At 69.5% G+C, this 20,230-nt stretch carries 19 protein-coding genes; 15 read left to right on the forward strand and 4 right to left on the reverse strand.

Going from position 1 to position 20,230, the window contains the following annotated elements; genetic code table 11:
- Positions 1-5 precede the first annotated feature (5 nt).
- The 6 genes from ACZ4RZ_RS14795 to ACZ4RZ_RS14820 all read left to right on the forward strand — a co-directional run bounded on the left by ACZ4RZ_RS14795 (position 6) and on the right by ACZ4RZ_RS14820 (position 5,582).
- Positions 6-632, forward strand: a complete 627-nt coding sequence (locus ACZ4RZ_RS14795; RefSeq protein WP_467744692.1) for a TetR/AcrR family transcriptional regulator — start codon at positions 6-8, stop codon at positions 630-632.
- Between the two features lie 387 nt (positions 633-1,019).
- Complete coding sequence (locus ACZ4RZ_RS14800) at positions 1,020-2,612, forward strand: ATP-binding protein (protein ID WP_467744694.1); 1,593 nt, start codon at positions 1,020-1,022, stop codon at positions 2,610-2,612.
- Positions 2,609-3,016: a roadblock/LC7 domain-containing protein gene (locus tag ACZ4RZ_RS14805; RefSeq protein WP_467744696.1), complete on the forward strand. Its 408-nt coding sequence runs from the start codon at positions 2,609-2,611 to the stop codon at positions 3,014-3,016. Before ACZ4RZ_RS14800 ends, ACZ4RZ_RS14805 begins: the two co-directional genes overlap by 4 nt.
- The gene (locus tag ACZ4RZ_RS14810) at positions 3,013-3,438 is read left to right on the forward strand and encodes a DUF742 domain-containing protein (protein WP_467744697.1); all 426 of its coding nucleotides are present in this window, start codon (positions 3,013-3,015) and stop codon (positions 3,436-3,438) included. Before ACZ4RZ_RS14805 ends, ACZ4RZ_RS14810 begins: the two co-directional genes overlap by 4 nt.
- Positions 3,419-4,039, forward strand: a complete 621-nt coding sequence (locus tag ACZ4RZ_RS14815) for a GTP-binding protein (RefSeq protein WP_467744698.1) — start codon at positions 3,419-3,421, stop codon at positions 4,037-4,039. The genes ACZ4RZ_RS14810 and ACZ4RZ_RS14815 overlap by 20 nt, the downstream gene beginning before the upstream one ends.
- A gap of 73 nt (positions 4,040-4,112) precedes the next feature.
- Positions 4,113-5,582: a cytochrome P450 gene (locus ACZ4RZ_RS14820; protein WP_467744699.1), complete on the forward strand. Its 1,470-nt coding sequence runs from the start codon at positions 4,113-4,115 to the stop codon at positions 5,580-5,582.
- Between the two features lie 201 nt (positions 5,583-5,783).
- Here ACZ4RZ_RS14820 and ACZ4RZ_RS14825 read toward each other — a convergent pair whose 3' ends face one another.
- Both ACZ4RZ_RS14825 and ACZ4RZ_RS14830 read right to left on the reverse strand, forming a co-directional pair.
- Positions 5,784-6,734: an RluA family pseudouridine synthase gene (locus ACZ4RZ_RS14825; RefSeq protein ID WP_467744701.1), complete on the reverse strand. Its 951-nt coding sequence runs from the start codon at positions 6,732-6,734 to the stop codon at positions 5,784-5,786.
- A gap of 29 nt (positions 6,735-6,763) precedes the next feature.
- Positions 6,764-8,302 (reverse strand): amino acid permease, encoded by a 1,539-nt coding sequence (locus ACZ4RZ_RS14830; RefSeq protein ID WP_467744703.1) that lies wholly within the window; start codon positions 8,300-8,302, stop codon positions 6,764-6,766.
- A gap of 246 nt (positions 8,303-8,548) precedes the next feature.
- Between ACZ4RZ_RS14830 and ACZ4RZ_RS14835 the strand changes: the two genes are divergently transcribed.
- The 3 genes from ACZ4RZ_RS14835 to ACZ4RZ_RS14845 all read left to right on the forward strand — a co-directional run bounded on the left by ACZ4RZ_RS14835 (position 8,549) and on the right by ACZ4RZ_RS14845 (position 11,173).
- Entirely contained in the window at positions 8,549-9,199 is a 651-nt protein-coding gene (locus ACZ4RZ_RS14835; RefSeq protein WP_467744705.1) for a PadR family transcriptional regulator, read from the forward strand.
- Between the two features lie 187 nt (positions 9,200-9,386).
- Positions 9,387-10,400: an ATP-binding cassette domain-containing protein gene (locus ACZ4RZ_RS14840; protein WP_467744706.1), complete on the forward strand. Its 1,014-nt coding sequence runs from the start codon at positions 9,387-9,389 to the stop codon at positions 10,398-10,400.
- Positions 10,397-11,173 (forward strand): ABC transporter permease, encoded by a 777-nt coding sequence (locus ACZ4RZ_RS14845; RefSeq protein ID WP_467744708.1) that lies wholly within the window; start codon positions 10,397-10,399, stop codon positions 11,171-11,173. Before ACZ4RZ_RS14840 ends, ACZ4RZ_RS14845 begins: the two co-directional genes overlap by 4 nt.
- Before the next feature lie 142 nt (positions 11,174-11,315).
- Here ACZ4RZ_RS14845 and ACZ4RZ_RS14850 read toward each other — a convergent pair whose 3' ends face one another.
- Together ACZ4RZ_RS14850 and ACZ4RZ_RS14855 are read right to left on the reverse strand one after the other, a co-directional pair.
- Positions 11,316-12,152 carry a siderophore-interacting protein gene (locus tag ACZ4RZ_RS14850; RefSeq protein WP_467744710.1) on the reverse strand — a complete coding sequence of 279 codons (837 nt, stop codon included), beginning with the start codon at positions 12,150-12,152 and terminating at the stop codon, positions 11,316-11,318.
- Between the two features lie 125 nt (positions 12,153-12,277).
- Positions 12,278-13,207, reverse strand: a complete 930-nt coding sequence (locus ACZ4RZ_RS14855) for a 5'-3' exonuclease (protein WP_467745057.1) — start codon at positions 13,205-13,207, stop codon at positions 12,278-12,280.
- Positions 13,208-13,389: 182 nt separating this feature from the next.
- Here ACZ4RZ_RS14855 and ACZ4RZ_RS14860 point away from each other — a divergent pair, with 182 nt between their 5' ends.
- From ACZ4RZ_RS14860 to ACZ4RZ_RS14885, 6 genes are all read left to right on the forward strand, one after another.
- Positions 13,390-14,478: a quaternary amine ABC transporter ATP-binding protein gene (locus tag ACZ4RZ_RS14860; protein ID WP_467744712.1), complete on the forward strand. Its 1,089-nt coding sequence runs from the start codon at positions 13,390-13,392 to the stop codon at positions 14,476-14,478.
- Positions 14,471-17,086 (forward strand): ABC transporter permease/substrate binding protein, encoded by a 2,616-nt coding sequence (locus tag ACZ4RZ_RS14865; protein ID WP_467744714.1) that lies wholly within the window; start codon positions 14,471-14,473, stop codon positions 17,084-17,086. The genes ACZ4RZ_RS14860 and ACZ4RZ_RS14865 overlap by 8 nt, the downstream gene beginning before the upstream one ends.
- Before the next feature lie 94 nt (positions 17,087-17,180).
- Positions 17,181-17,693, forward strand: a complete 513-nt coding sequence (locus ACZ4RZ_RS14870; protein WP_467744716.1) for a hypothetical protein — start codon at positions 17,181-17,183, stop codon at positions 17,691-17,693.
- Positions 17,694-17,843: 150 nt separating this feature from the next.
- Positions 17,844-18,422 carry a helix-turn-helix domain-containing protein gene (locus ACZ4RZ_RS14875; protein ID WP_467744718.1) on the forward strand — a complete coding sequence of 193 codons (579 nt, stop codon included), beginning with the start codon at positions 17,844-17,846 and terminating at the stop codon, positions 18,420-18,422.
- Positions 18,423-18,563: 141 nt separating this feature from the next.
- Positions 18,564-19,361, forward strand: coding sequence for a class I SAM-dependent methyltransferase (locus ACZ4RZ_RS14880; protein ID WP_467744720.1), 798 nt, complete (start codon positions 18,564-18,566; stop codon positions 19,359-19,361).
- Positions 19,358-20,107 carry a helical backbone metal receptor gene (locus ACZ4RZ_RS14885; protein WP_467744721.1) on the forward strand — a complete coding sequence of 250 codons (750 nt, stop codon included), beginning with the start codon at positions 19,358-19,360 and terminating at the stop codon, positions 20,105-20,107. Before ACZ4RZ_RS14880 ends, ACZ4RZ_RS14885 begins: the two co-directional genes overlap by 4 nt.
- Positions 20,108-20,230: the final 123 nt, after the last annotated feature.

Genomic DNA, 20,230 nt, shown 5'->3' on the forward strand with positions numbered 1-20,230 from the left:
AACGCATGGGAACCGGTGGGCGAAAGGTCGGCAGACCGCGGGCTGCCGCACAGCGGCCGGACAGCGGGCTCTCCCCGCGCGCCGAACTGCTCGACGCCGCCGCCGAGTTGTTCACCACGCGCGGCTACGCCGCGACGACCACCCGTGCCGTCGCCGAGCGGGCCGGCATGCGCCAGGCGTCCATGTACCACTACGTCTCCGGCAAGGAAGAGCTGCTCGCCGAGCTCCTGGAGTCCACGGTCACGCCTTCCCTGACCTTCGCCCGCGAGCTCCTCGCGGACGACGCGACCCCGGCGGAGAGCCGACTGTGGGAGCTGTGCCGTACGGATGTGGAGCTGCTCTGCGGCGGCCCGCACAACCTCGGCGGGCTCTATCTGCTGCCCGAGGTGCGCGCCGAACGCTTCGCGGGCTTCCATGCCGTACGGGCCGAACTCAAGGACGCCTACCGCCAGTTGCTCGCCGCGACGTCGGCGGGGGGCGCGCTCGCCAAGAGTGAGCTGGAACTGCGCACGGATCTGCTGTTCGGGCTGATCGAAGGAGTCATACTCGTGCACCGCTCCGATCCGGAACGGCCGGTGTCGGCGTTCGCCGAGGCCACGGCGGACGCGGCGCTGCGCATCGCCGGAGTCTGAGCCGGAATCCGAGCGGTTTCCGAGCAGCATCAGAGCAGTATCCGAGCAGAACCCAAGCCGCAATCCAAGCCGCAATCCAAGCCGGAGTTCCGGGAGTTCTCACTCCTCCGGGGGGTGGCTTTCGTATGCCTGTACGCCGTCACGCACCGTGTGCGAACAAAGCCTCAGCGTGCAAATGGGCCGAGGGTACTCCTGCCCCGAGGGCGTTTTCAGGTGCTTGCGGAATATGACACAGCGATGATCCGGTCGGACTAAGCTCGCCCGCGGCGCACCGAGTTGAGGTGTATTCGTGCGCTTGTTCCCAAAAGTTCCGAAGATTCAGTTTGACCACGCCGTTTCCCCCACAATCTTCCCCGACCCCCAGCCGATTTGTCTCAGAGGGCATACATGGTGAGTGTTCAATCGCCTCCCGGTGGCCGTGAACTTCCCTACGCGCGCGTGCTGTTGCTGCCGGCCATACTGATGGCCGCGGCGACCGGAGCCGCCGTCGCCGTCGTGACCGACCCGGCCCGGGCCGCCGTCGGCTGGTGCGGCGGCATCGCCACGCTCCTGGTCGTCGCGATCGGCGCCGAAGCCGTACGCCGCGGCCGCATCGCCCGCGAGCTGCGCGCCGAACTCGCGCGACGCACCGATTCCTTGGAACAGCGCATCGCCGCCCAGGACCAGGACATCGTGTACCTGCACGAGAACGTCCTGCCCGCCGCGCTCGACCAGCTGCGCGGCGGCGATTCCCCCGCAGAGGTGATTCGCACCCTGGGCCGTGACAACCCGGACCACCGCGCAATCCCCGAGTCGCAGCGCGATCTGCTGAAGACACTGCTCAAGACCATCGACACCGAGGAGTCGATGCGCGACGCGGCGCAGCGCTCCTTCGTCAACATCGCCCGGCGCGTCCAGGCCATCGTCCACCAGCAGAACAACGAACTACGCGAGATGGAGGAGGATCACGGGCGCAACCCCGAGGTCTTCGACGACCTCCTGCGCATCGACCACGGCACCGCGCTGATCGGCCGCCTCGCCGACTCCATCGCGGTCCTCGGCGGCGGCCGTCCCGGACGCCAATGGCCCCAGCCCGTACCGCTGTTCAGCGTGTTGCGCGGCGCGATGTCCCGGATCCTCGAGTACCGCCGCATCGAGCTGCACAACGTCGTCGACGTCGCCGTCAAGGGCGTATCCGTCGAACCGCTCATCCACGCGCTGGCCGAGCTCCTCGACAACGCCACGCGCTACTCGCCGCCGCACACCAAGGTGCACGTCACCGCCATCGAGGTGCAGACCGGCGTCGCCATCGAGATCGAGGACGGCGGCGTCAGCCTCAGCGACGAAGCCCGCGGCAAGATCGAGGAGCTGCTCCGACTGGCCGCGGCCGGCGTCGACCCGAACGTCATGGGCCAGGCCCCGCGACTCGGCATGGCGGTCGTCGGCCGACTCGCGCAGATGTACAACATGCAGATCTCGCTGCGGCAGTCCGCGTACGGCGGCGTCCGCGCCGTCCTCATCGCGCCCCGCGACATGCTCACCACCGGCCCGGCCCCCGGTCTCGCGCACGGCGTCGGCGCGCCCTCCGTGACGGGTGTCGACACCGGCGGCGTCGAGGGTCCGGCGCGCAAGCCCAAGAAGCGCCGCCCGACCACCGGACCCCGGATCCCCTCCCCGACGGGCGGGGCCATGGAGGACGACGTCCCCACGGTCACCGAATGGACGGCCAACGGGCTGCCGCAGCGCCGCAGCCGGGTCAAGGTCCCGCTCAGCCAGCGGTACGCCGAGGCCGCCCGGGCCGAGGCGGAGGCCGCCGAGGCCAAGGCCGCAGCGGCCTCCGCGTGGTCACCCGAGCCCGTGCCGGAGGAGAAGGAACCCGAACCGGGTCTGTGGGTCGAGGCGTTCATGAACGGACTCAAGGGCGACCCGGACCCGACCGCATTCACCAGGAACAACGAGCCGGCCCCTGCCGAGGCCGACGACGAGGGGGACCTCAAGTGATCCAGCAGCGAGCCAACTTCGACTGGATGCTCAAGGAGCTCGCCGACGGCGTACCGGGCGTCCAGCAGATCGTGGTGCTCTCCGCCGACGGCCTGCGCATCGCCCGCCACGGCGGTGATCCGGACGCCGCCGACCGCGTCGCCGCGGCCTGCGCGGGCCTGCAGAGCCTGGCCGGAGCCGTCGCGAGCGAGATCCCCCGCAGTGACGGCCGGATGCGCATGGTCATCATCGAGATCAACGGTGGCTACTTCTATCTGATGTCCGCCGGACCCAACGCCTATCTCGCGGTGCTCGCCAACCAGACCGCGGAGCCCGGGCTGATGAGCAACCGCATGCGTGACCTCGTCGTACGGATCGGCGCCCATCTGACGAGTCCGCCGCGGCGCAACGGGCAGACCGTATGACTCCTCCGCAACGCCGGCGGCGCTACCCCAAGGAAGAAGGACCCCCGGAGCCTCCCAAAGCGGCTCCCGCTCCGGCGGGCCAGGACAACCCGAAGGATCTCGAACGCCTGTACCTCCTCACGGGCGGAGCAGAGGGCGGTGACCGGGCCGACATCGACCTGGTGACGTTAATCGTGGCGCGCGCCGACGCGCCGCCGCCCGCCACCCAGCCGGAGCAGTCGGCGCTGCTGCGGCTCTGCAAGGCCCCTCTGTCCGCGGCCGAGCTCTCGGCCTATCTCAACCTGCCGTTCAGCGTGGTGACCGTCCTGCTCACCGAGCTGCTGGCGGCTGAACTGGTACAGGCGCGCGCCCCGATCGTCCGTCAGGCGCTCCCCGACCGTTCCCTCCTCGAAGCGGTGATGCATGGACTTCAAAAGCTCTGACACCATCACGGGCCCTCGCGCCGAGGACCATCTGCCGCACACCACACAGGCGGCGGTGAAGATCGTGATCGTGGGCGGCTTCGGGGTCGGCAAGACGACCATGGTGGGCTCCGTCAGCGAGATCAGGCCGCTGACCACCGAAGAGACCATGACGCAGGCCGGCATCGGAGTCGACGACAACTACGGCTCCGAGACCAAGACGGCCACCACCGTCGCCATGGACTTCGGCCGCATCTCCATCACCGAACAGCTGGTGCTCTATCTGTTCGGTACGCCCGGGCAGGAGCGCTTCTGGTTTCTGTGGAACGGCCTCTTCGAGGGTGCGCTCGGCGCGGTCGTGCTGATCGATACCCGCCGCCTGGAGGTCAGCTTCGACGTGATCGGCCGCCTGGAGGAGCGCGGTGTGCCGTTCGTCATCGCCATAAACGACTTCCCGGACGCGCCCCGCTACCCGATCGAGGACCTGCGGACCGCGCTCGACCTGTCCGAGGACATCCCCATCGTGAAGTGCGACGCGCGCCGCAGGGCCTCCAGCCGGGACGTCCTGATGACGTTGATGCGCTTCCTGCACTCGCTGGCCATGTCCCAGACGCGGGCCTGAGCCCCCGTACCGACAGCAGCACATACGCCAACTCCCCATAAACCGGATCCATTTCAGTTTCGGAGCGATCACCGTGACGCCTGAATCCCACTCCCCGACCGGTACGGACGACCCCACGCTCGGCCCGCCACCCGGCTGCCCCGCCCACGGCCTCGGTCCCGGCGGACTGCACCGCCTGTACGGACCCGAGGCGGAGGACCTGGGAGCCCTGTACGAGAAACTCCGTGCCGAACACGGCGCCGTGGCGCCCGTGCTGCTCCATGAAGACGTGCCGATCTGGGTGGTGCTCGGCCACGGCGAGAACCTGCACATGGTGAGCACCCCCTCGCACTTCGCGCGCGACAGCCGCCTGTGGACCGCGGTCCAGGACGGCACGGTGGCGCCCGACAACCCGCTGATGCCCCTCATCGCCTGGCAGCCCATCTGCTCGCACGCCGAGGGCGACGAACATCTGCGGCTGCGCGGGGCGGTCACCGGCGCCATGACGACCATCGACTTCCGCAGCCTGCGGCGCCACATCAACCGCTCGACGCAGCGCCTCGTCAATCAGATCTGCGAGATCGGCAAGGCCGACCTGGTCGGCCAGTTCGCCGAGCACCTGCCCATGGCCGTGCTCTGCGAGATCCTCGGCATGCCCGAGGACTACAACGACCGCATGGTGCACGCCACCCGCGACCTGCTCAAGGGCACCGAGACCGCGATCGCCAGCAACGAGTACGTCATGGGTGTGCTGATGCAGCTCACCACCCGGCGCCGCGCCAGGCCGGAGGACGACTTCACCAGCCACCTCATCAACCACCCGGCCGGGCTCACCGACGACGAGGTCGCCCAGCATCTGCGCCTCGTCCTGCTCGCCGCGTACGAGGCCACGGCCAACCTCATCGCCAACGTGCTGCGCATGGTGCTCACCGACCCGCGCTTCCGCGCGCAGCTGAACGGCGGCCAGATGACGGTCCCCGAGGCGGTCGAGCAGTCCCTGTGGGACGAGCCGCCGTTCAGCGCCGTCCTCGGCTACTTCGCCAAGCAGGAAACGGAGTTGGGCGGTCGGCGCATCCGCAAGGGTGACGGACTGCTCTTCGCGATCGCGCCGGGCAACGTCGATCCGCGGGTCCGACCCGACCTCGCCGCCAACATGCAGGGCAACCGCTCCCACCTCGCCTTCGGCGGCGGCCCGCACGAGTGCCCCGGTCAGGACATCGGCCGTGCCATCGCCGATGTCGGCGTCGACGCGCTGCTGTTGCGCCTGCCGGATGTCGAACTCGACTGTGCGGAGAGCGAGTTGCGCTGGCGGGCGTCGCTGTCGTCGCGCCACCTGGTGGAGATGCCCGTGCGGTTCGCGCCGAAGCCACCGCAGGACGTGATGCAGCGTCCCGCCGTCAACGCGGTGCCGCGCCAGCGGCCGAACTGGCAGGTCACGACGGAGAAGGCCGAGCCGGTCGCGCCCGCACCGCAGCCGGTGGCCCCCCAGCCCGCGTCGACACCGGAGCCCGCCCGCCGCCTCGGCGCCTGGCAGCGCTTCCTGCGCTGGTGGCGCGGTTACTGAGAGGCTGGGCGGAGAGGGCCGCGGGCCCCTGCGGCGGGATCTGTCGCGGCCTTCGGTGGGATCTGTCGCGGCCTGCGGTGGGACCCGTCGCGGCCCCGGCGCGCGTGCGGCGCATACGCGTCATGGGATGCCTACCGGCGGAGAGTGCCTGCGTGTCAGAGGGGGCCTACGCGTCGGAGAGCGCCAGCGGTCAGAGGGTGCCTACGCGTCGCGGGAAGCCCACTCGTCGTACGAGGCCCAGGCCTCCAACTCCCGTGCGCTGACGAACCGGTGCGCATGCCCCGTGACCGGATCGGTGAACTCCAGTACCCGCGCCAGCAGTTGCAGCGGGCGCCGGAAGTCGCCGGCCGGCACGGGGCCCGTCACCACCGGGTAGAGCGGATCGCCGAGGATGGGCAAGCCCAACGCGTTCATGTGCACCCGGAGTTGATGGGTCTGCCCGGTGCTGGGCGTCAGCCGGTAACGCCCCACTCCGTCGCGGTGCTCGCGCAGCTCGACCCGGCTGACCGCGTTGGGCTCGCCCGTCACCTCCCGGGCGGCCAGCACCCCGCGCTCCTTCACGATCCGGCTGCGGATGGTACGCGGCAGGTCCAGCTCCGCGTCGTACGCGGCCACGGCCTCGTACTCCTTGCCGACGAGCTTGTCGCGGAACAGCGACTGGTACGCACCGCGTTCCTCGGGCCGCACGGTGAACAGCACGAGTCCGGCGGTGAGTCGGTCCAGGCGGTGCGCGGCGCCCAGCGTCGGGAGGTCCAGCTCCCGCCGCAGCCGGGCGAGGGCGGTCTCCGCGACATGGCTGCCGCGCGGGGTGGTGGCGAGGAAGTGCGGCTTGTCCGCCACGACGATGTGCTCGTCGCGGTACACGACGTCGAGCGCGAACGGCACCCGCTCCTCGTCCGGCAGCTCCCGGTGGAACCACACGAACATCCCCGGCACATACGCCGCGTCGGCGCTCAGCGGCCGCCCGTCCTCCCCGACGATCAGCCCCTCGCCGATCATCCGGTCGATCACCCCGGCCCCCGCCGCGAGCCGCTCCAGCAGATGCTCGCGCACGGTGGCCCAGGCCCCGCCCTGCGGCAGCTTGATCCGCACGGGATCGACCCCGTGGCGCTGCGGCAGGGGGGAGGGCGGGATCCGGGGCTTGCGTCTCACCTGGTCAAGCGTACGAGGCCCGGTCCCTGTCAGGCGTACGCAGGTGCCTCCGCCACCGTCGCCCGCGCCCGGTACGCCCGGTACCCCGCGCCCGCGACCAGCGTCACGCCGAGGAAGAGCAGGGTGAACCACTGGAAGTACCAGTGCCCGCCCGCCGGGTCGTACACCGCGGCGCGGGGCCAGGCGAGATTGACGGTCATGAAGAGGCCGTAGAGGAGGGCGAGCGCGTTGACCGGGACGCCCCAGCGGCCGAGGGAGAAGAGCGGACGGCCCTCCTCGTCGACGCCGTCCGCGCCGGGGAACTCGCCGCGCAGGCGGCGCACCAGCAGCGGCCCGGTCACCATCGCGTACGCCAGGTACAGCATCACGATGCAGGTGGTGCCGATCGCCAGGAACGCGTCCGGGGAGGCGAAGTTGAGGAGCAGCAGGGCGGCGGAGAGGATGCCGACGACCAGGGCGGGCGCGCTCGGCATACCGGTGCGCGGGTTGACCTTGGCGAGGCGGCGGGAGAAGGGGAGCTGGTTGTCGCGGGCCATCGAGAAGAGCATGCGGCAGGCGGCCGTCTGGATCGCCAGCGTCGCCACCGCGATGGCCACGACCACATCGGCGAGCAGCGCACGCCCGACCCCGTCACCGAGGCTGCTGGTCAGGACGTAGCTCAGGCCGTCGACACCCAGGTGCCCGTCCGTGAGGCTGGGCGCTGCCAGCAGTCCGCCGAGGACGATCAGCCCGCCGAGCAGGCCCGCCGCGCCGAGCGCGGTGAGGATCGTACGGGGCGCGGTACGGCGCGGGCTGTGGGTCTCCTCGCTCATCTCGCCGGCGCTGTCGAAGCCGATCATCACGTACGCGGCCATGAACGACCCCACCATCAGTGCCCCGAAGAGGCCGGTGCTGCCCTCGCCGGTGTGGAAGGTGATGCCGGGGGAGCGCTCGGAGTGCGTGAGCAGCAGCACGATGATCAGGACCGCGCCGATGATCTCGGCGGTGACGCCGATCCGGTTGATCACGGACATCACACGGTTGTCGACGACATTCACGAGTGTGGTCAGGACCAGCAGAATCACGCCGAGCACGGCCGCGTTGGCCGCCCCGTCGGGACTCGTCGGCGCCGGATCGCCGCCCACCAGCTGGAAGCCGGACCAGATCGCCGGCAGCACCATCTGCAGTGCCAACGCCGCCGCCGCGACCACCACGATCTGCCCGATCACCATGATCCACCCGGCGAACCAGCCGAATGAGAGGTTCGACAGACGGGACGACCACTGGTAGATCGCGCCCGAGAGCGGATAGCGCGCGGCCAGCTCCGCGAAGCACGCGGCGACCATCAACTGGCCCACCAGCACGGCCGGCCAGGTCCAGAAGAAGACCGGGCCGCCGAACGCGTACCCGAAGGCGAAGAACTGGAAGACGGTCGTGAGGACGGAGATGAAGGAGAACCCGGCGGCGAACGAGGCGTACCGGCCGAGGCTGCGGTGCAGCTCCTGGCGGTAGCCGAACTCTGCCAGGGAGCGCTCGCCGGAGGACTCCGGCGGGTCGGGGCGTACGTCGGAGGGGGCGGTGGTGGTCACGGCGGCACCTGCCTTCGGCGCGGAAGGGTGGGCGGGATCTGCGTCGGATCCGAACGGGATTCCTGTCGGGTGACAGAAATTAGGGAGACCCTGTTTCGCTCGCGTGACGCGGCCATGTCGACGGCGGGCCTAAGTCCTCACGCCCTTGCCATCTCCGCTCGGACGCGATACATCGTGTGTATTGACTCTCGCTTCGGATACGCGATATGTTCGGCCACGGATATTCGGGGGCGAGGTGAGGTCATCGTGGCGACGAAGCGCCGGAAGCTGAGCAATCCGCTGGCACTCGCGGTCATGGTGCTGCTCACCGAGCGGTCGATGCACCCGTACGAGATCGCCCAGACCCTGCGCCGGCGCGGCAAGGATGCCAGCCTGAAGATCAACTACGGCTCGCTCTACACCGTCGTCCAGAACTTGGAGAAGCACGGTTTCGTCGAAGTCGCCGAGGTGCAGCGGCAGGGCAACCGCCCCGAGCGCACCCTCTACGGCATCACGGACACCGGACGTGAAGAGGCCACGGAGTGGCTGTCGGACCTGCTCGCCGTCCCGGCGCAGGAGTATCCGATCTTCGAGGCCGCGCTCTCACTGATGGGCGTGCTCCACCCCGACGAGGTGGCCCGCCTGCTGGCGGAGCGGCTCAACATGCTGGAGGTGCGGGCCGCGAGCCTGCGCGGCGGCATGGAGAAGCTCTACGAGACGCTGCCCCGGCTCTTCCTGATCGAGTCCGAGTTCAAGCTGCACATGATCGAGGCGGAGGCCGCGTGGGTCCGCGGCTTCCTGGCGGAGGTCGCCGCGGGCACGTTTCCCGGAGTCAAGGAGTGGCGGACCTTCAACGAGACGGGGGAGGTCCCCGAGGAATACCGGAATCTGGAGGACGGCGACGTCGAGAGACCGTAGCCGAACAGAGAAAGACCCCGGCAGAGCTGTTGCAGCAGCCCCGCCAGGGTCTCGAACCCCGAACTGAACCCGCCGTGAGGCAGTTCCAGGCGATCGAGGTGCGGCACACCCAGGATAGCCCGGCGCTCTTCACGCGGATCGGTTCGGCCCTGCCCGAGATCACCGCTCACACAGGAGAGCAGTCGTCATGAGTACCCGTGCGCCCGCGGTCGAGGCGCGTCAGCTGATCAAGACCTACCCCGGTGACGTCACCGCGCTCAGCGGCATGGACGTCACCGTCGAGCCAGGCACCGTCTTCGGACTGCTCGGTCCGAACGGCGCCGGCAAGTCCACTACCGTCAAGATCCTCACCACCCTGGCCCGCCCCGATTCGGGCACCGCCACCGTCGCGGGCCACGACGTGCTGCGTCACCCGGACCGGGTGCGCCGCGCGATCGGCGTGGTCGCCCAGAGCTCGGGCGCCGACCCGGTGGCGACCGGCCGGGAAAACCTCCAACTCCAGGGCAGGCTCTACGGATTGAAGGGCGCCGGACTGAACCGCCGGGTGGACGGGCTGCTGGACCGCTTCGAGCTCGCCGGCGCCGCGAAGCGCCAGGTCAAGGGCTACTCCGGGGGCATGCGCCGACGCCTGGACGTGGCGCTCGGCCTGGTCCACCGCCCCGAGGTGCTCTTCCTCGACGAGCCGACCACCGGTCTCGACCCCGAGGCGCGCACCGCGATGTGGGACGAGATCGCCCGCCTCGCCGGCGACGAGGGCCTGACGATCCTGCTCACCACGCACTACCTCGAAGAGGCGGACCGGCTCGCCGAGCGCATCGCGATCGTCGACCGCGGCCGTGTCGTGGTCGAGGGCACGCCGGATGCCCTCAAGGGCGAACTCCGCGGCGACGCCGTCCACTTGGAGCTGCGCGACGCGGTCGGCGAAGCCGGTCGTACGCTGCTGGCTGGCGCCCTCACCCGGCTGCCCGGCGTGCACGAGGCACTGTTCGACGGTCGCCGCATCAGCGTCCGCGCCGACGACGGGGCCTCCGCGGTGCCCGCTCTGCTCGGGGCGCTCGAGCGCGCCGGGGTCGGCGTCGTCGCTGCCACCGTGGCCCGCCCCTCACTCGACGACGTCTATCTCCGCTATGCGGGCCGCCGTTACTCCGAGGCCGAAGCGGAAGGCGCCGACAGCCTTGTCCTCACCGGAGGTGCCCGATGAGTACCGCCGTCTCCCAGACCTGGTACATGACCCAGCGTCAACTCATGGTGTTCGTACGGCAGCCCGCGTTCATGCTGATCACCCTGATCCAGCCGGTGGTCTGGCTGTTCCTGTTCGGCAACCTCTTCAAGAAGGTCGTCGAGATCGGCGGCTTCGGCACCACCTCGTATCTCGACTACCTCGTGCCCGGCGTCGTCGTGATGAGCGCGCTCAGCTCCAACATGTGGGCGGGCATGACCACGCTCGACGAGATCCAGCGGGGCACGCTCGACCGGTTCCTGACCACGCCCGTCAGCCGGGTGGCCCTGATGAATGGCAATGTCGTCAACAACGGCCTGGTCACCGCGTTGCAGTCGGTCATCATCGTGCTGCTCGGACAGCTCGGCGGCGCCGATTACCCGGGCGGGATCGGCGGGGTCGCGATCCTGATCGTCGCCTCGGTGCTGCTCGGCACGATCTTCGGGGCGCTCTCCAACGCGTTGGGCATGCTGGTCCGGGAGCGGGAGTCCATCATCGGCATCAACACCTTCCTGCTGCTGCCGCTGACGTTCCTGTCCTCGGCCTTCATGGCCCCGTCCCAGATGCCCGGCTGGATGCGGCACATCGCCGACTTCAACCCGCTCAACTGGGCGATGGTGGCGGGCCGTTCGGCGCTGTCCGCCCACCCCGACTGGGGTGACGTCTTCAGCCGGGGCGGCGCGCTGCTCGCTCTCGCGATGGCGGCGGTGTGGCTGTCGATCCGTACGTTCCGGTCGTACCAGCGGTCGGTGTAAGGCGGTTGATCACGAGGCGGCTACGGGGCGGTCGACGAGGAGGCGGTCACCAGGCGGTTGACCAGGAGACGGCCACCGGGCCGTTGACAGGAGGCGGTCACCGAGCAGGTGGCCGCCTCCTGTCACTCGTGTCTCCGAGCGCTTACACGGACGCCTCCTGCTCTGCCTCCACCTGCGCGTTCCAATCCCGCTTCGTCGCCTGCCAGCCGTCCTCGTTGTGCCCGAGGCGCCAGTAGCCGGAGATCGACAGGTCCTCGCGCGGGATCTCGCGCTCGACTCGCAGCAGTTGGCGCAGCTCCTTCACGAAGCCGGCCTCGCCGTGCACGAACGCGTGCACCCGGCCCTCGGGGAACGCGAGGGCGCGTACGGCCTCGACCAGGGCCTCGCCGAGGGGCCGGTCCCCGCGGCGCAGCCAGACGACGTCCACGTCGGAGTCGATCTTCTGCTCCTCCTCGGGGCCGGAGACCTCGACGAAGGCATGGGCCACCGCGCCGTCGGGCAGCGCCTCCAGGGCGGCCGCGATCGCGGGCAGCGCGCTCTCGTCACCGGCCAGCAGATGCCAGTCGGCGCTCGCGTCGGGCGCGTACGCACCACCGGGGCCCATGAACCGTACGACCTCGCCCGGCTGGACCCGGGCGGCCCACGGACCGGCCAGACCCTCGTCGCCGTGAATCACGAAGTCCAAAGTCAACTCGCGCACCTCGGGGTGCCAGGCACGCACGGTGTACGTCCGTGTCACGGGCCACTGGTCACGCGGGAACTCCTCGCGAATGCGCTGCATGTCGAAGGGTTCGGGATAGGTGACACCCTCGGCGCCGAACAACAGCTTCACATAGTGGTCGGTGCTGCTGCCCGCGGTGAATTCGGCCAGGCCGTCGCCGCCCAGCACGACCCGCTGCATGTGCGGGGTCAGTCGCTCGGTCCGCACCACCTGCGCGGAGTGGGGCTTCCGGGGCTTGCGTGCCGGGCGCTCTGCCATGACAACCTCCAGGATTACATGCTTAGGCTTACCTAAGTTAGCACCCCTCGCTCTGCGCGACCTATGCGTGCAGCGGTACTGCCTGTGCCTGAAGAGTTCAGCTATGTCTGCAGGGTCGAGAGCAACTATGTCTGCAAGGTCGCGAGCAACCGCTGCAGCGAGCCGCCCAAGCCCCAGCGTACGGCGAGTTCGTCCAACGCGGCCGGATCGCGCGGCGCGTGCGGCAGTGCCGGGTCCACGTCCGGCAGGGGGACGTCACCGGCAACCTTGACGACCTTGGGCGCGACCGCGACGTACGGCCGCGACTCGTCGAGGCGCTTGCGCTGGGAAGGAGTCAGCTTGGCCTTCGGATCGTCGACCGCGGCCATGATTCCGGCCAGGTCGCCGAATTCGGCGAGCAACTTGGCGGCCGTCTTCTCGCCGATGCCGGGCACGCCGGGCAGACCGTCGCTCGGGTCGCCGCGCAGCAGCGCCAGATCCGCGTAACCCGGGCCGTCCACGCCGTACTTCTCGCGCAGCCAGGCCTCATCGGTGAGCTGGAGGGTGCCGACGCCCTTGAGGGGATACAGGACGCGCACCCCCCGCTTGTCGTCCACGAGTTGGTGGAGGTCGCGGTCGCCGGTGACGATGTCGACCGGGCCCGTGGCCCGCCCGGTGAACGTGCCGATCACATCGTCCGCCTCGTATCCCTCGACCCCCACGCGCGCGATGCCGAGCGCGTCCAGGACGTCCTCGATGATCGGCACCTGCGGCGAGAGCGTGTCCGGCACCTCCTCCTCGTCCGGACCCACCTCGTGCTCCTCGGCCACCCGGTGCGCCTTGTAGGAGGGGATCAGGTCGACCCGCCACTGCGGACGCCAGTCCGCGTCCATGCAGGCCACCAGGTCGTCGGGGTGGTGGTCCTTGACCAGGCGGTCGATGAATTCCAGCAGCCCGCGCACGGCGTTCACAGGTGTGCCGTCCGGGGCCTTCACGGAATCCGGCACGCCGAAGTAGGCGCGGAAATACAGCGAGGCGGTGTCGAGGAGCATCAGGCGTCGGGTCACGTTTCGCATCATGCCGTACGCCACTGACAGTGACCGTCTCTTACGCCACAGACCACGACGTACGCCACGGACAGTGACCTCGACCACTCTTGTGTTTGCTCCGCGTAAGCAGGGGCAGGCGCGGCACCGGGGCGAATCCCGTTGTTCATTCAACCGTTCGCCTCTGTCCAAGCGTCCAACGAGAGGCACACGTGTCAGCCAGGCTAGAGGCCGAGCATCTGTACAAGGTGTTCGGGAGACGACCGGAACAGGCGGTGGACCGGCTCCGGCAGGGAGCCGACCGTGAGGAACTGCGCGCCGACGGCACCACCGCCGCGGTGATCGACGCCTCCTTCACGGTGGAGCCGGGCCAGATCTTCGTCGTCATGGGCCTGTCCGGATCCGGCAAGTCCACGCTGTTGCGGATGCTCAACGGACTACTGGAGCCGACCGCCGGACAGGTGCGCTTCGACGGCCAGGATCTGACCGCGCTCAGCGCCCGTGAACTGCGCGAGGTCCGCTCGAAGAAGATCAGCATGGTCTTCCAGCACTTCGCGCTCTTCCCGCACCGCAGCGTCCTGGAGAACGCCGCGTACGGCCTGGAGGTCCAGGGCGTGCCGAGCGCCGAGCGCAAGGAACGCGCCACCAAGGCACTCGAACTGGCCGGGCTCGCGGGCTGGGAGAAGTCCTGGCCCGACGAACTGTCCGGTGGAATGCAGCAGCGCGTGGGCCTGGCCCGCGCGCTCGCCACCGACGCCGATCTGCTGCTGATGGACGAGTCCTTCAGCGCGCTCGACCCGCTGATCCGCCGGGACATGCAGGACCAGCTGATCGAGCTTCAGAAGAAGCTCAAGAAGACCATCGTCTTCATCACGCACGACCTCAACGAGGCGATGCGTCTGGGCGATCGCATCGCCGTCATGCGCGACGGCCGCATCGTGCAGATCGGCAGCGCCGAGGACATCCTGGTCCGCCCGGCCAACGACTACGTCGCCTCCTTCACCCAGGACGTCGACCGCTCCCGTGTACTGACCGCCGGCGCCGTCATGGACACGGACGTACGCGGAGACGAGGCCGACTGCTCCTGCGCGACCGCCACGCCCAACACGTCCTTCGTGGACCTGTGCGCCCTCAGCGCCCGCCTGTCGCACCCGGTCGCGGTGCTCGACAAGACCCAAAAGCTCGTCGGAGTCGTCCCGCGTCAGCGGCTCGTCGGCTTCCTCGGTGACGAGCAGGGCACCCCGGAAGGCTGCGCCAGCCCGCGCGACCAGCGTGACGAGGCGGTGAAGGCCGGTGCCTAGGATCCCCTTCGGCGACTGGGTCAACGACGCGGTCGACTGGCTGCTGAACCACATGGCGTGGCTCTTCGACTTCTTCAAGACCGTCTTCCTGGGCGCCTACGACGGCATCAACGCCGTCCTCCAGGCCCCTGAACCGCTCCTCCTCGCGGGCATCCTCGCCGTCATCGCGTTCTGGCTGCGCGGCACCTCCGCCGGTGTCCTCGCCTTCGTGGGATTCGCCTTCATCGACTCCCTCGAACTGTGGGCGGACGCGATGGACACCCTGTCGCTGGTCCTCGTGGCGACGCTCATCGCGCTCGTCGTCTCCGTCCCCGTGGGCATCTGGGCGGCGCGCTCCGACCGGGTCAGCGGCATCGTCCGCCCGGTGCTCGACTTCATGCAGACGTTGCCCGCGATGATCTACCTCATCCCGGCGATCCTGTTCTTCGGCACCGGCGCCCCCGCCGGCATCGTGGCCACCCTGATCTTCGCGCTGGCCCCCGGCGTCCGCATGACGGAGCTGGGCATCCGGCAGGTCGACAAGGAACTCGTCGAGGCCGCCGACGCGTTCGGCACCACACCCCGCAGCACCCTGCTGCGCATCCAGCTGCCGCTGGCTCTGCCCACCGTCATGGCCGGTGTCAACCAGGTCATCATGCTGGGCCTGTCCATGGCGGCCATCGCGGGCATGGTCGGCGCCGGCGGCCTCGGCGGCGACGTGAACGAGGCCCTCGGCCAGCTGAACGTCGGCCTGGGCTCCGAGGCCGGCGTCGCCATCGTCATCCTGGCGATCTACCTGGACCGCATGACCAGCGCCCTCGGGACCCAGGTCTCGCCGCTCGGCCGCCGCGCCGCCGCCAAGCTGCGCGCCGCGCAGGGCCTGAAGATCTGGTCCTACCGCCCCAGGCCCGTCGTGGCCATGGTCGGCGTGGTCGTGCTCGCCCTGGTCGCCGGCGGGATGGGCATCTTCGGCTCCGCCACCGGAGAGTCCACCGCGGCCGACGGCGAGAACGTCGGCCAGGGCAAGAAGGTCACCATCGGCTACATCCCCTGGGACGAGGGCGTCGCCTCCACCTTCCTCTGGAAGGAGATCCTGGAGCAGCGAGGCTTCCAGGTCGACACCAAGCAGCTCGACGCGGGCCCGCTCTACACCTCCCTCGCCCAGGGCGACATCGACTTCGAGACGGACTCCTGGCTGCCGACCACGCACGAGCAGTACTGGAAGAAGTACGGCAAGCAGCTCGACGACCTGGGCTCCTGGTACGGCCCGACGTCCCTGGAGCTGACCGTCCCCTCGTACATGAAGGACGTCAACTCCCTGGACGACCTCAAGGGCAAGTCCGGCACCTTCGGCGGCAAGATCACCGGCATCGAGTCCAGCGCCGGAATGATGAGCCTGCTCAAGAGCAAGGTGCTGGGGGCGTACGGCCTCGACAAGGAGTACAAGGTCGTCGACAGCTCGACGCCCGCGATGCTGGCCGAACTGAAGCGCGCGTACGCCAAGCAGGAGCCCGTCGTCGTCACCCTGTGGTCGCCGCACTGGGCGTACAGCGACTACAAGCTGAAGAAGCTCAAGGACCCGAAGGGCGCCTGGGGCAAGGGCGACGGAGTGCACACGCTCTCCCGCAAGGGCTTCGCCCAGGACAACCCGGTCGTCGGGAAGTGGCTCAAGGACTTCAAGATGACCGAGCAGCAGCTCACCAGCCTTGAGGCGGAGATCAACAAGGCCGGCAAGGGCAAGCAGCAGGACGCCGTGCGCGCCTGGCTGAAGAAGAACCCCGGCGTCGTCGACAAGCTGGCCCCGGTCGAGAGTTCCGCGGCCGCCGCCCCGGCCGAGGCGAAGCGCGCGCTGGACGTCGCCTGGTTCCCCTGGGACGAGGACGTCGCCGTCACCTACCTGTGGAAGAACGTCCTGGCCCGGCGCGGCTACACGCTGAACCTGAAGCAGATGGACGTCGGCCCCGTCTACACGGGTCTGGCCTCCGGTGACCTCGACCTCAACTTCGACGCGTGGCTGCCGTACGCCCAGGCGAACTACTGGGACCAGCACAAGAACGACCTGAGAGATCTTGGCACTTGGTACCAGCCGACCTCCCTGGAGATCGCCGTGCCCTCGTACGTGAAGGACGTCAAATCCCTCGCCGACCTCAAGGGCAAGGCCGGCACCTTCGGTGGGAAGATCATCGGAATCGAGCCGGGCACCGGCGAGATGAACCTCCTCAAGACGAAGGTGCTTCCCGGCTACGGCCTGGACAAGGAGTACAAGGTCGTCGACGGCTCCACGCCCGCGATGCTGGCCGAGCTGAAGCGCGCTTACGCCAAGAAGCAGCCGGTCGCCGTCGTCCTGTGGTCCCCGCACTGGGCCTACAGCGAGTACCAGCTCACCAAGCTCGCGGACGACAAGAAGCTGTTCGGCGAGGGCAACACGATCCGGACCATCTCCAGCAAGAAGTTCCCCGAGCAGTATCCGCAGCTCACCAAGTGGATCAAGAACTTCAGGATGAGCGAGTCCGAACTCGGCAGCCTGGAGAGCGAGATCAAGCAGCGCGGCCAGGGGCACGAGGAGGACGCCGTCGCCGCGTGGCTGAAGAAACACCCGGACATGGTGGAGCGGATGACTCCGCAGTAGGACCACCCGTGCGTGGGCGGTCGGTCTCGGGACCGACCCCCCACGCAGGCGTGAGAAGCGCGCCCCGTGGAGCGAAATCCGCCGTTCCTGGGCGGTGAGCAGGACACACCGGCGCGCCCCGGATCATCTGATGGTTCCCGGCCGGCCCGCACTCGCGCCCGACGACTCCGGTGGCTGGGTCCTGGCGTACGAGAAGGATCCGGACAACCACATCGCGGTACGCGGCTACGCCGATCTCGGCGCCCTTCTGTCCGGCGACGCCGCCCATGTGTACGACGCCCCGCGCACCCTCTCGCGCTGCGCCCAGGGCACGCCGGACATCGCCTCCGTGCACGACGGAACGGTCGAACTCACCGGCCACTACCGGGCCGAGCGCGACACGGACGGCCAACTCCGCGCCACACTGAAGGACTTCACGACCTGGCACGCCGGGCCCGACCGGCTGACCCTGCGCACCCGTGGCGACAGCCGGGCCCTCGCCCACCCGTCGGCGACGCTGCTCACCGATCCGGACGGGCACCCGGCCCTGCTGGTCAGCCTTTTCGTGCCGCGCGAGGGGGCGGCGCCCGGGGAGTCGGGACGGTTCGCGCATTGGCGAGAACTGTGACCCTCACGCTCCTTCGATGTGTCAGCGATGTGACGGGTGCATGAAACGGTTTGCCGAACATGCGTAGGGTGCAAACAACTCATCAGAAGCAGTGGACCGAAGAAACCGAAGATTCAGCGGACCGACGACGCAAGGGAGGGAGCCGGAGCGATGGGCGACCACAAAGAACAGCCCCTTCGGGTGGGCGCCGCCGTCCGGCGGCGGCGCCGGGCACTGCAGCTCACCCTCGCCGTCGTGGCCGAGCGCAGCGGCCTGTCGGTCCCCTTTCTCAGCCAGGTCGAGAACGAGCGGGCCCGGCCCAGCAAGAGCTCCCTGGAAAGAGTCGCCGACGCGCTCGGCACCACCGCGGTCGAACTGCTCGCCGCCGCCGACCCGGCGTGCAGCGTCGACGTGGTGCGCGCGGACGGCGTGGATTTCATCCCCGAGGCCCGGGTGCGCCCCCTGGTGCGCGGTCACCACCAGTTGCACGCCACCGAGTTCACCGGCGACCACGACGAGGGGCGCGAACTCCAGCACCGCAACGACAAGTTGATGTACGTCGCCGACGGCGCCGTCGAGGTCGAGGCGGAGGGCCGCGCCCATCGCCTCGGACGCGGCGACACGCTGTATCTGACGGGCGGTGTGCGCCATCGGTGGCGGGCGACCGTGCCGGACACCCGGGTGATCGTCGTCGAGGTCGCCGACCACATCGACGCGGTCGAGGACCGGCACGGCTTCGGCAAGCGCTGATCACTCCGCGGAGGCAGGTACCTCTGAGAGCCGGTACACCCTTGGGCGGTACAAGGCGTTCCGTTGAGGCCAGTACACCTTTGGGTGGCGCTGACCCGTCCGTGGCGGATCGGTGCCGGCCCGCACTGCGATACTGACGCCATGTCCGGCACCTCCGGTTACGCCTTCGACGACACCTCCGAACACGCCGGCGGGCGCTTCGACGCCCTGGAGAGCTGCTACGACCCGGTTTCCTTCGCCCGCCTCGCCGACCTGGGCGTCGGTCCCGGAATGCGCTGCCTGGAGCTGGGCGGAGGCGGCGGCTCGGTCGCCGTCTGGCTCGCCGACCGGGTCGGCCCGACGGGTTCCGTCCTCGTCACCGACATCGAACCGCGCTGGATGGACGGCCTGCCCGGGCGCGCCAACCTGCGCGTCGTACGGCACGACATCGGCGCGGAAGAGCTGCCGGAGGGCGGCTTCGATCTGATCCACGCCCGGTTCGTGCTGCCGCACGTGCCCGACCGCAGGGCGGCCCTGGACCGGCTGGTGCGGGCGTTGCGCCCAGGAGGCCTGCTGGTCCTGGACGAGTTCGACTGCGGCTGGACCCCGGTGCTCGCGTCCCCCTCGCCCGGGTCGGCCGAACTGTTCGAGAAGACGCACGGGGCGGTGATGGGCATCATCACGGCGGCCGGTGCCGACATGCGCTGGGGCGCGCAGGCGTACGCGGCGCTGCGCCGGGCCGGTCTGAGCGACGTGGCGTCCGCCACGTACGCGGAATCCTGGCGCGGCGGCTCACCGGGCACCCGGTTGCACCAGGTCAACATCCGCCAGCTGGGCGGCCGACTGGTCGAGGAGGGCCTGACGGAGGAGCAGCTGGAGCAATGTCTGCGCCTCCTGGACGACCCCGACTTCACCGTCAACTCCTATCCACTGATCACGACTTGGGGTGTACGGCCATGACGCGTTCCCTGCCTCGCGTGGTGTCGCTCGTGCCCTCGCTCACGGAGGCGGTGGCCGTCTCCGTACCCGGTGCCCTGGTCGGCGCGACGGACTGGTGCAGCCATCCCGCGGATCTCGATGTAGTACGGATCGGGGGCACCAAGAATCCCCAGGTCGACAGGATCGTGCAGCTCGCCCCCGACCTGGTCGTCGCCAACGAGGAGGAGAACCGCGAGCCCGACCTGACCGCCTTGCGTCAGGCAGGCATCGACGTACTGGTGACCGAGGTGCGGGATGTGCCGGGTGCCTTCCGCGCACTGGAGCGGGTGCTGCGCGCGTGCGGGGCGGCGAACCGGCCGCGCTGGCTCGACGAGGCGGAGACGGCGTGGGCCGAGCTGCCCGCTCCCGACCGCCGTACGACCGCGATCGTGCCGATCTGGCGGCGGCCCTGGATGGTCCTCGGCCGGGACACCTTCGCCGGGGACGTGCTGGCCCGGCTGGGCGTGGACAACGTGTACGCGCGCCACGAGGACCGCTACCCCCGCATCCCGCTCCCCGAGCTCAGGGCGGCGGACCCGGATCTGGTGGTCCTGCCCGACGAGCCGTACCGCTTCACCGCCGACGACGGGCCCGAGGCCTTCGAGGGCGTGCCCTGCGCATTGGTCGACGGTCGCCAACTGACGTGGTACGGGCCTTCGTTGGCGCAGGCGCCCCGTCTGCTCAGCGAGGCGCTGCGACCAAGCCCACGGCAATCGGAGTCGGGGTGAAACGCGCTTCTTTAGTCGACCACGACCCCCAACGCCTGGGGGTCAGATCCGCGCCAGCACTTCCGGGCATTTGGTCGATCTCTAGTCACGCGTTCCGGTCGTCTCTGTAGCCGGCGAACGGTT

The organism is Streptomyces sp. NPDC027189, assembly GCF_055566975.1.

Bases quoted from the DNA above. Each gene is read 5' to 3' on its own strand.
- ACZ4RZ_RS14795 (WP_467744692.1), top strand. From the start codon at position 6: ATGGGAACCGGTGGGCGAAAGGTCGGCAGACCGCGGGCTGCCGCACAG.
- ACZ4RZ_RS14800 (WP_467744694.1), top strand. From the start codon at position 1,020: ATGGTGAGTGTTCAATCGCCTCCCGGTGGCCGTGAACTTCCCTACGCG.
- ACZ4RZ_RS14810 (WP_467744697.1), top strand. From the start codon at position 3,013: ATGACTCCTCCGCAACGCCGGCGGCGCTACCCCAAGGAAGAAGGACCC.
- ACZ4RZ_RS14815 (WP_467744698.1), top strand. From the start codon at position 3,419: ATGGACTTCAAAAGCTCTGACACCATCACGGGCCCTCGCGCCGAGGAC.
- ACZ4RZ_RS14840 (WP_467744706.1), top strand. From the start codon at position 9,387: ATGAGTACCCGTGCGCCCGCGGTCGAGGCGCGTCAGCTGATCAAGACC.
- ACZ4RZ_RS14845 (WP_467744708.1), top strand. From the start codon at position 10,397: ATGAGTACCGCCGTCTCCCAGACCTGGTACATGACCCAGCGTCAACTC.
- ACZ4RZ_RS14850 (WP_467744710.1), bottom strand. From the start codon at position 12,152: ATGGCAGAGCGCCCGGCACGCAAGCCCCGGAAGCCCCACTCCGCGCAG.
- ACZ4RZ_RS14855 (WP_467745057.1), bottom strand. From the start codon at position 13,207: ATGCGAAACGTGACCCGACGCCTGATGCTCCTCGACACCGCCTCGCTG.
- ACZ4RZ_RS14875 (WP_467744718.1), top strand. From the start codon at position 17,844: ATGGGCGACCACAAAGAACAGCCCCTTCGGGTGGGCGCCGCCGTCCGG.
- ACZ4RZ_RS14880 (WP_467744720.1), top strand. From the start codon at position 18,564: ATGTCCGGCACCTCCGGTTACGCCTTCGACGACACCTCCGAACACGCC.
- ACZ4RZ_RS14885 (WP_467744721.1), top strand. From the start codon at position 19,358: ATGACGCGTTCCCTGCCTCGCGTGGTGTCGCTCGTGCCCTCGCTCACG.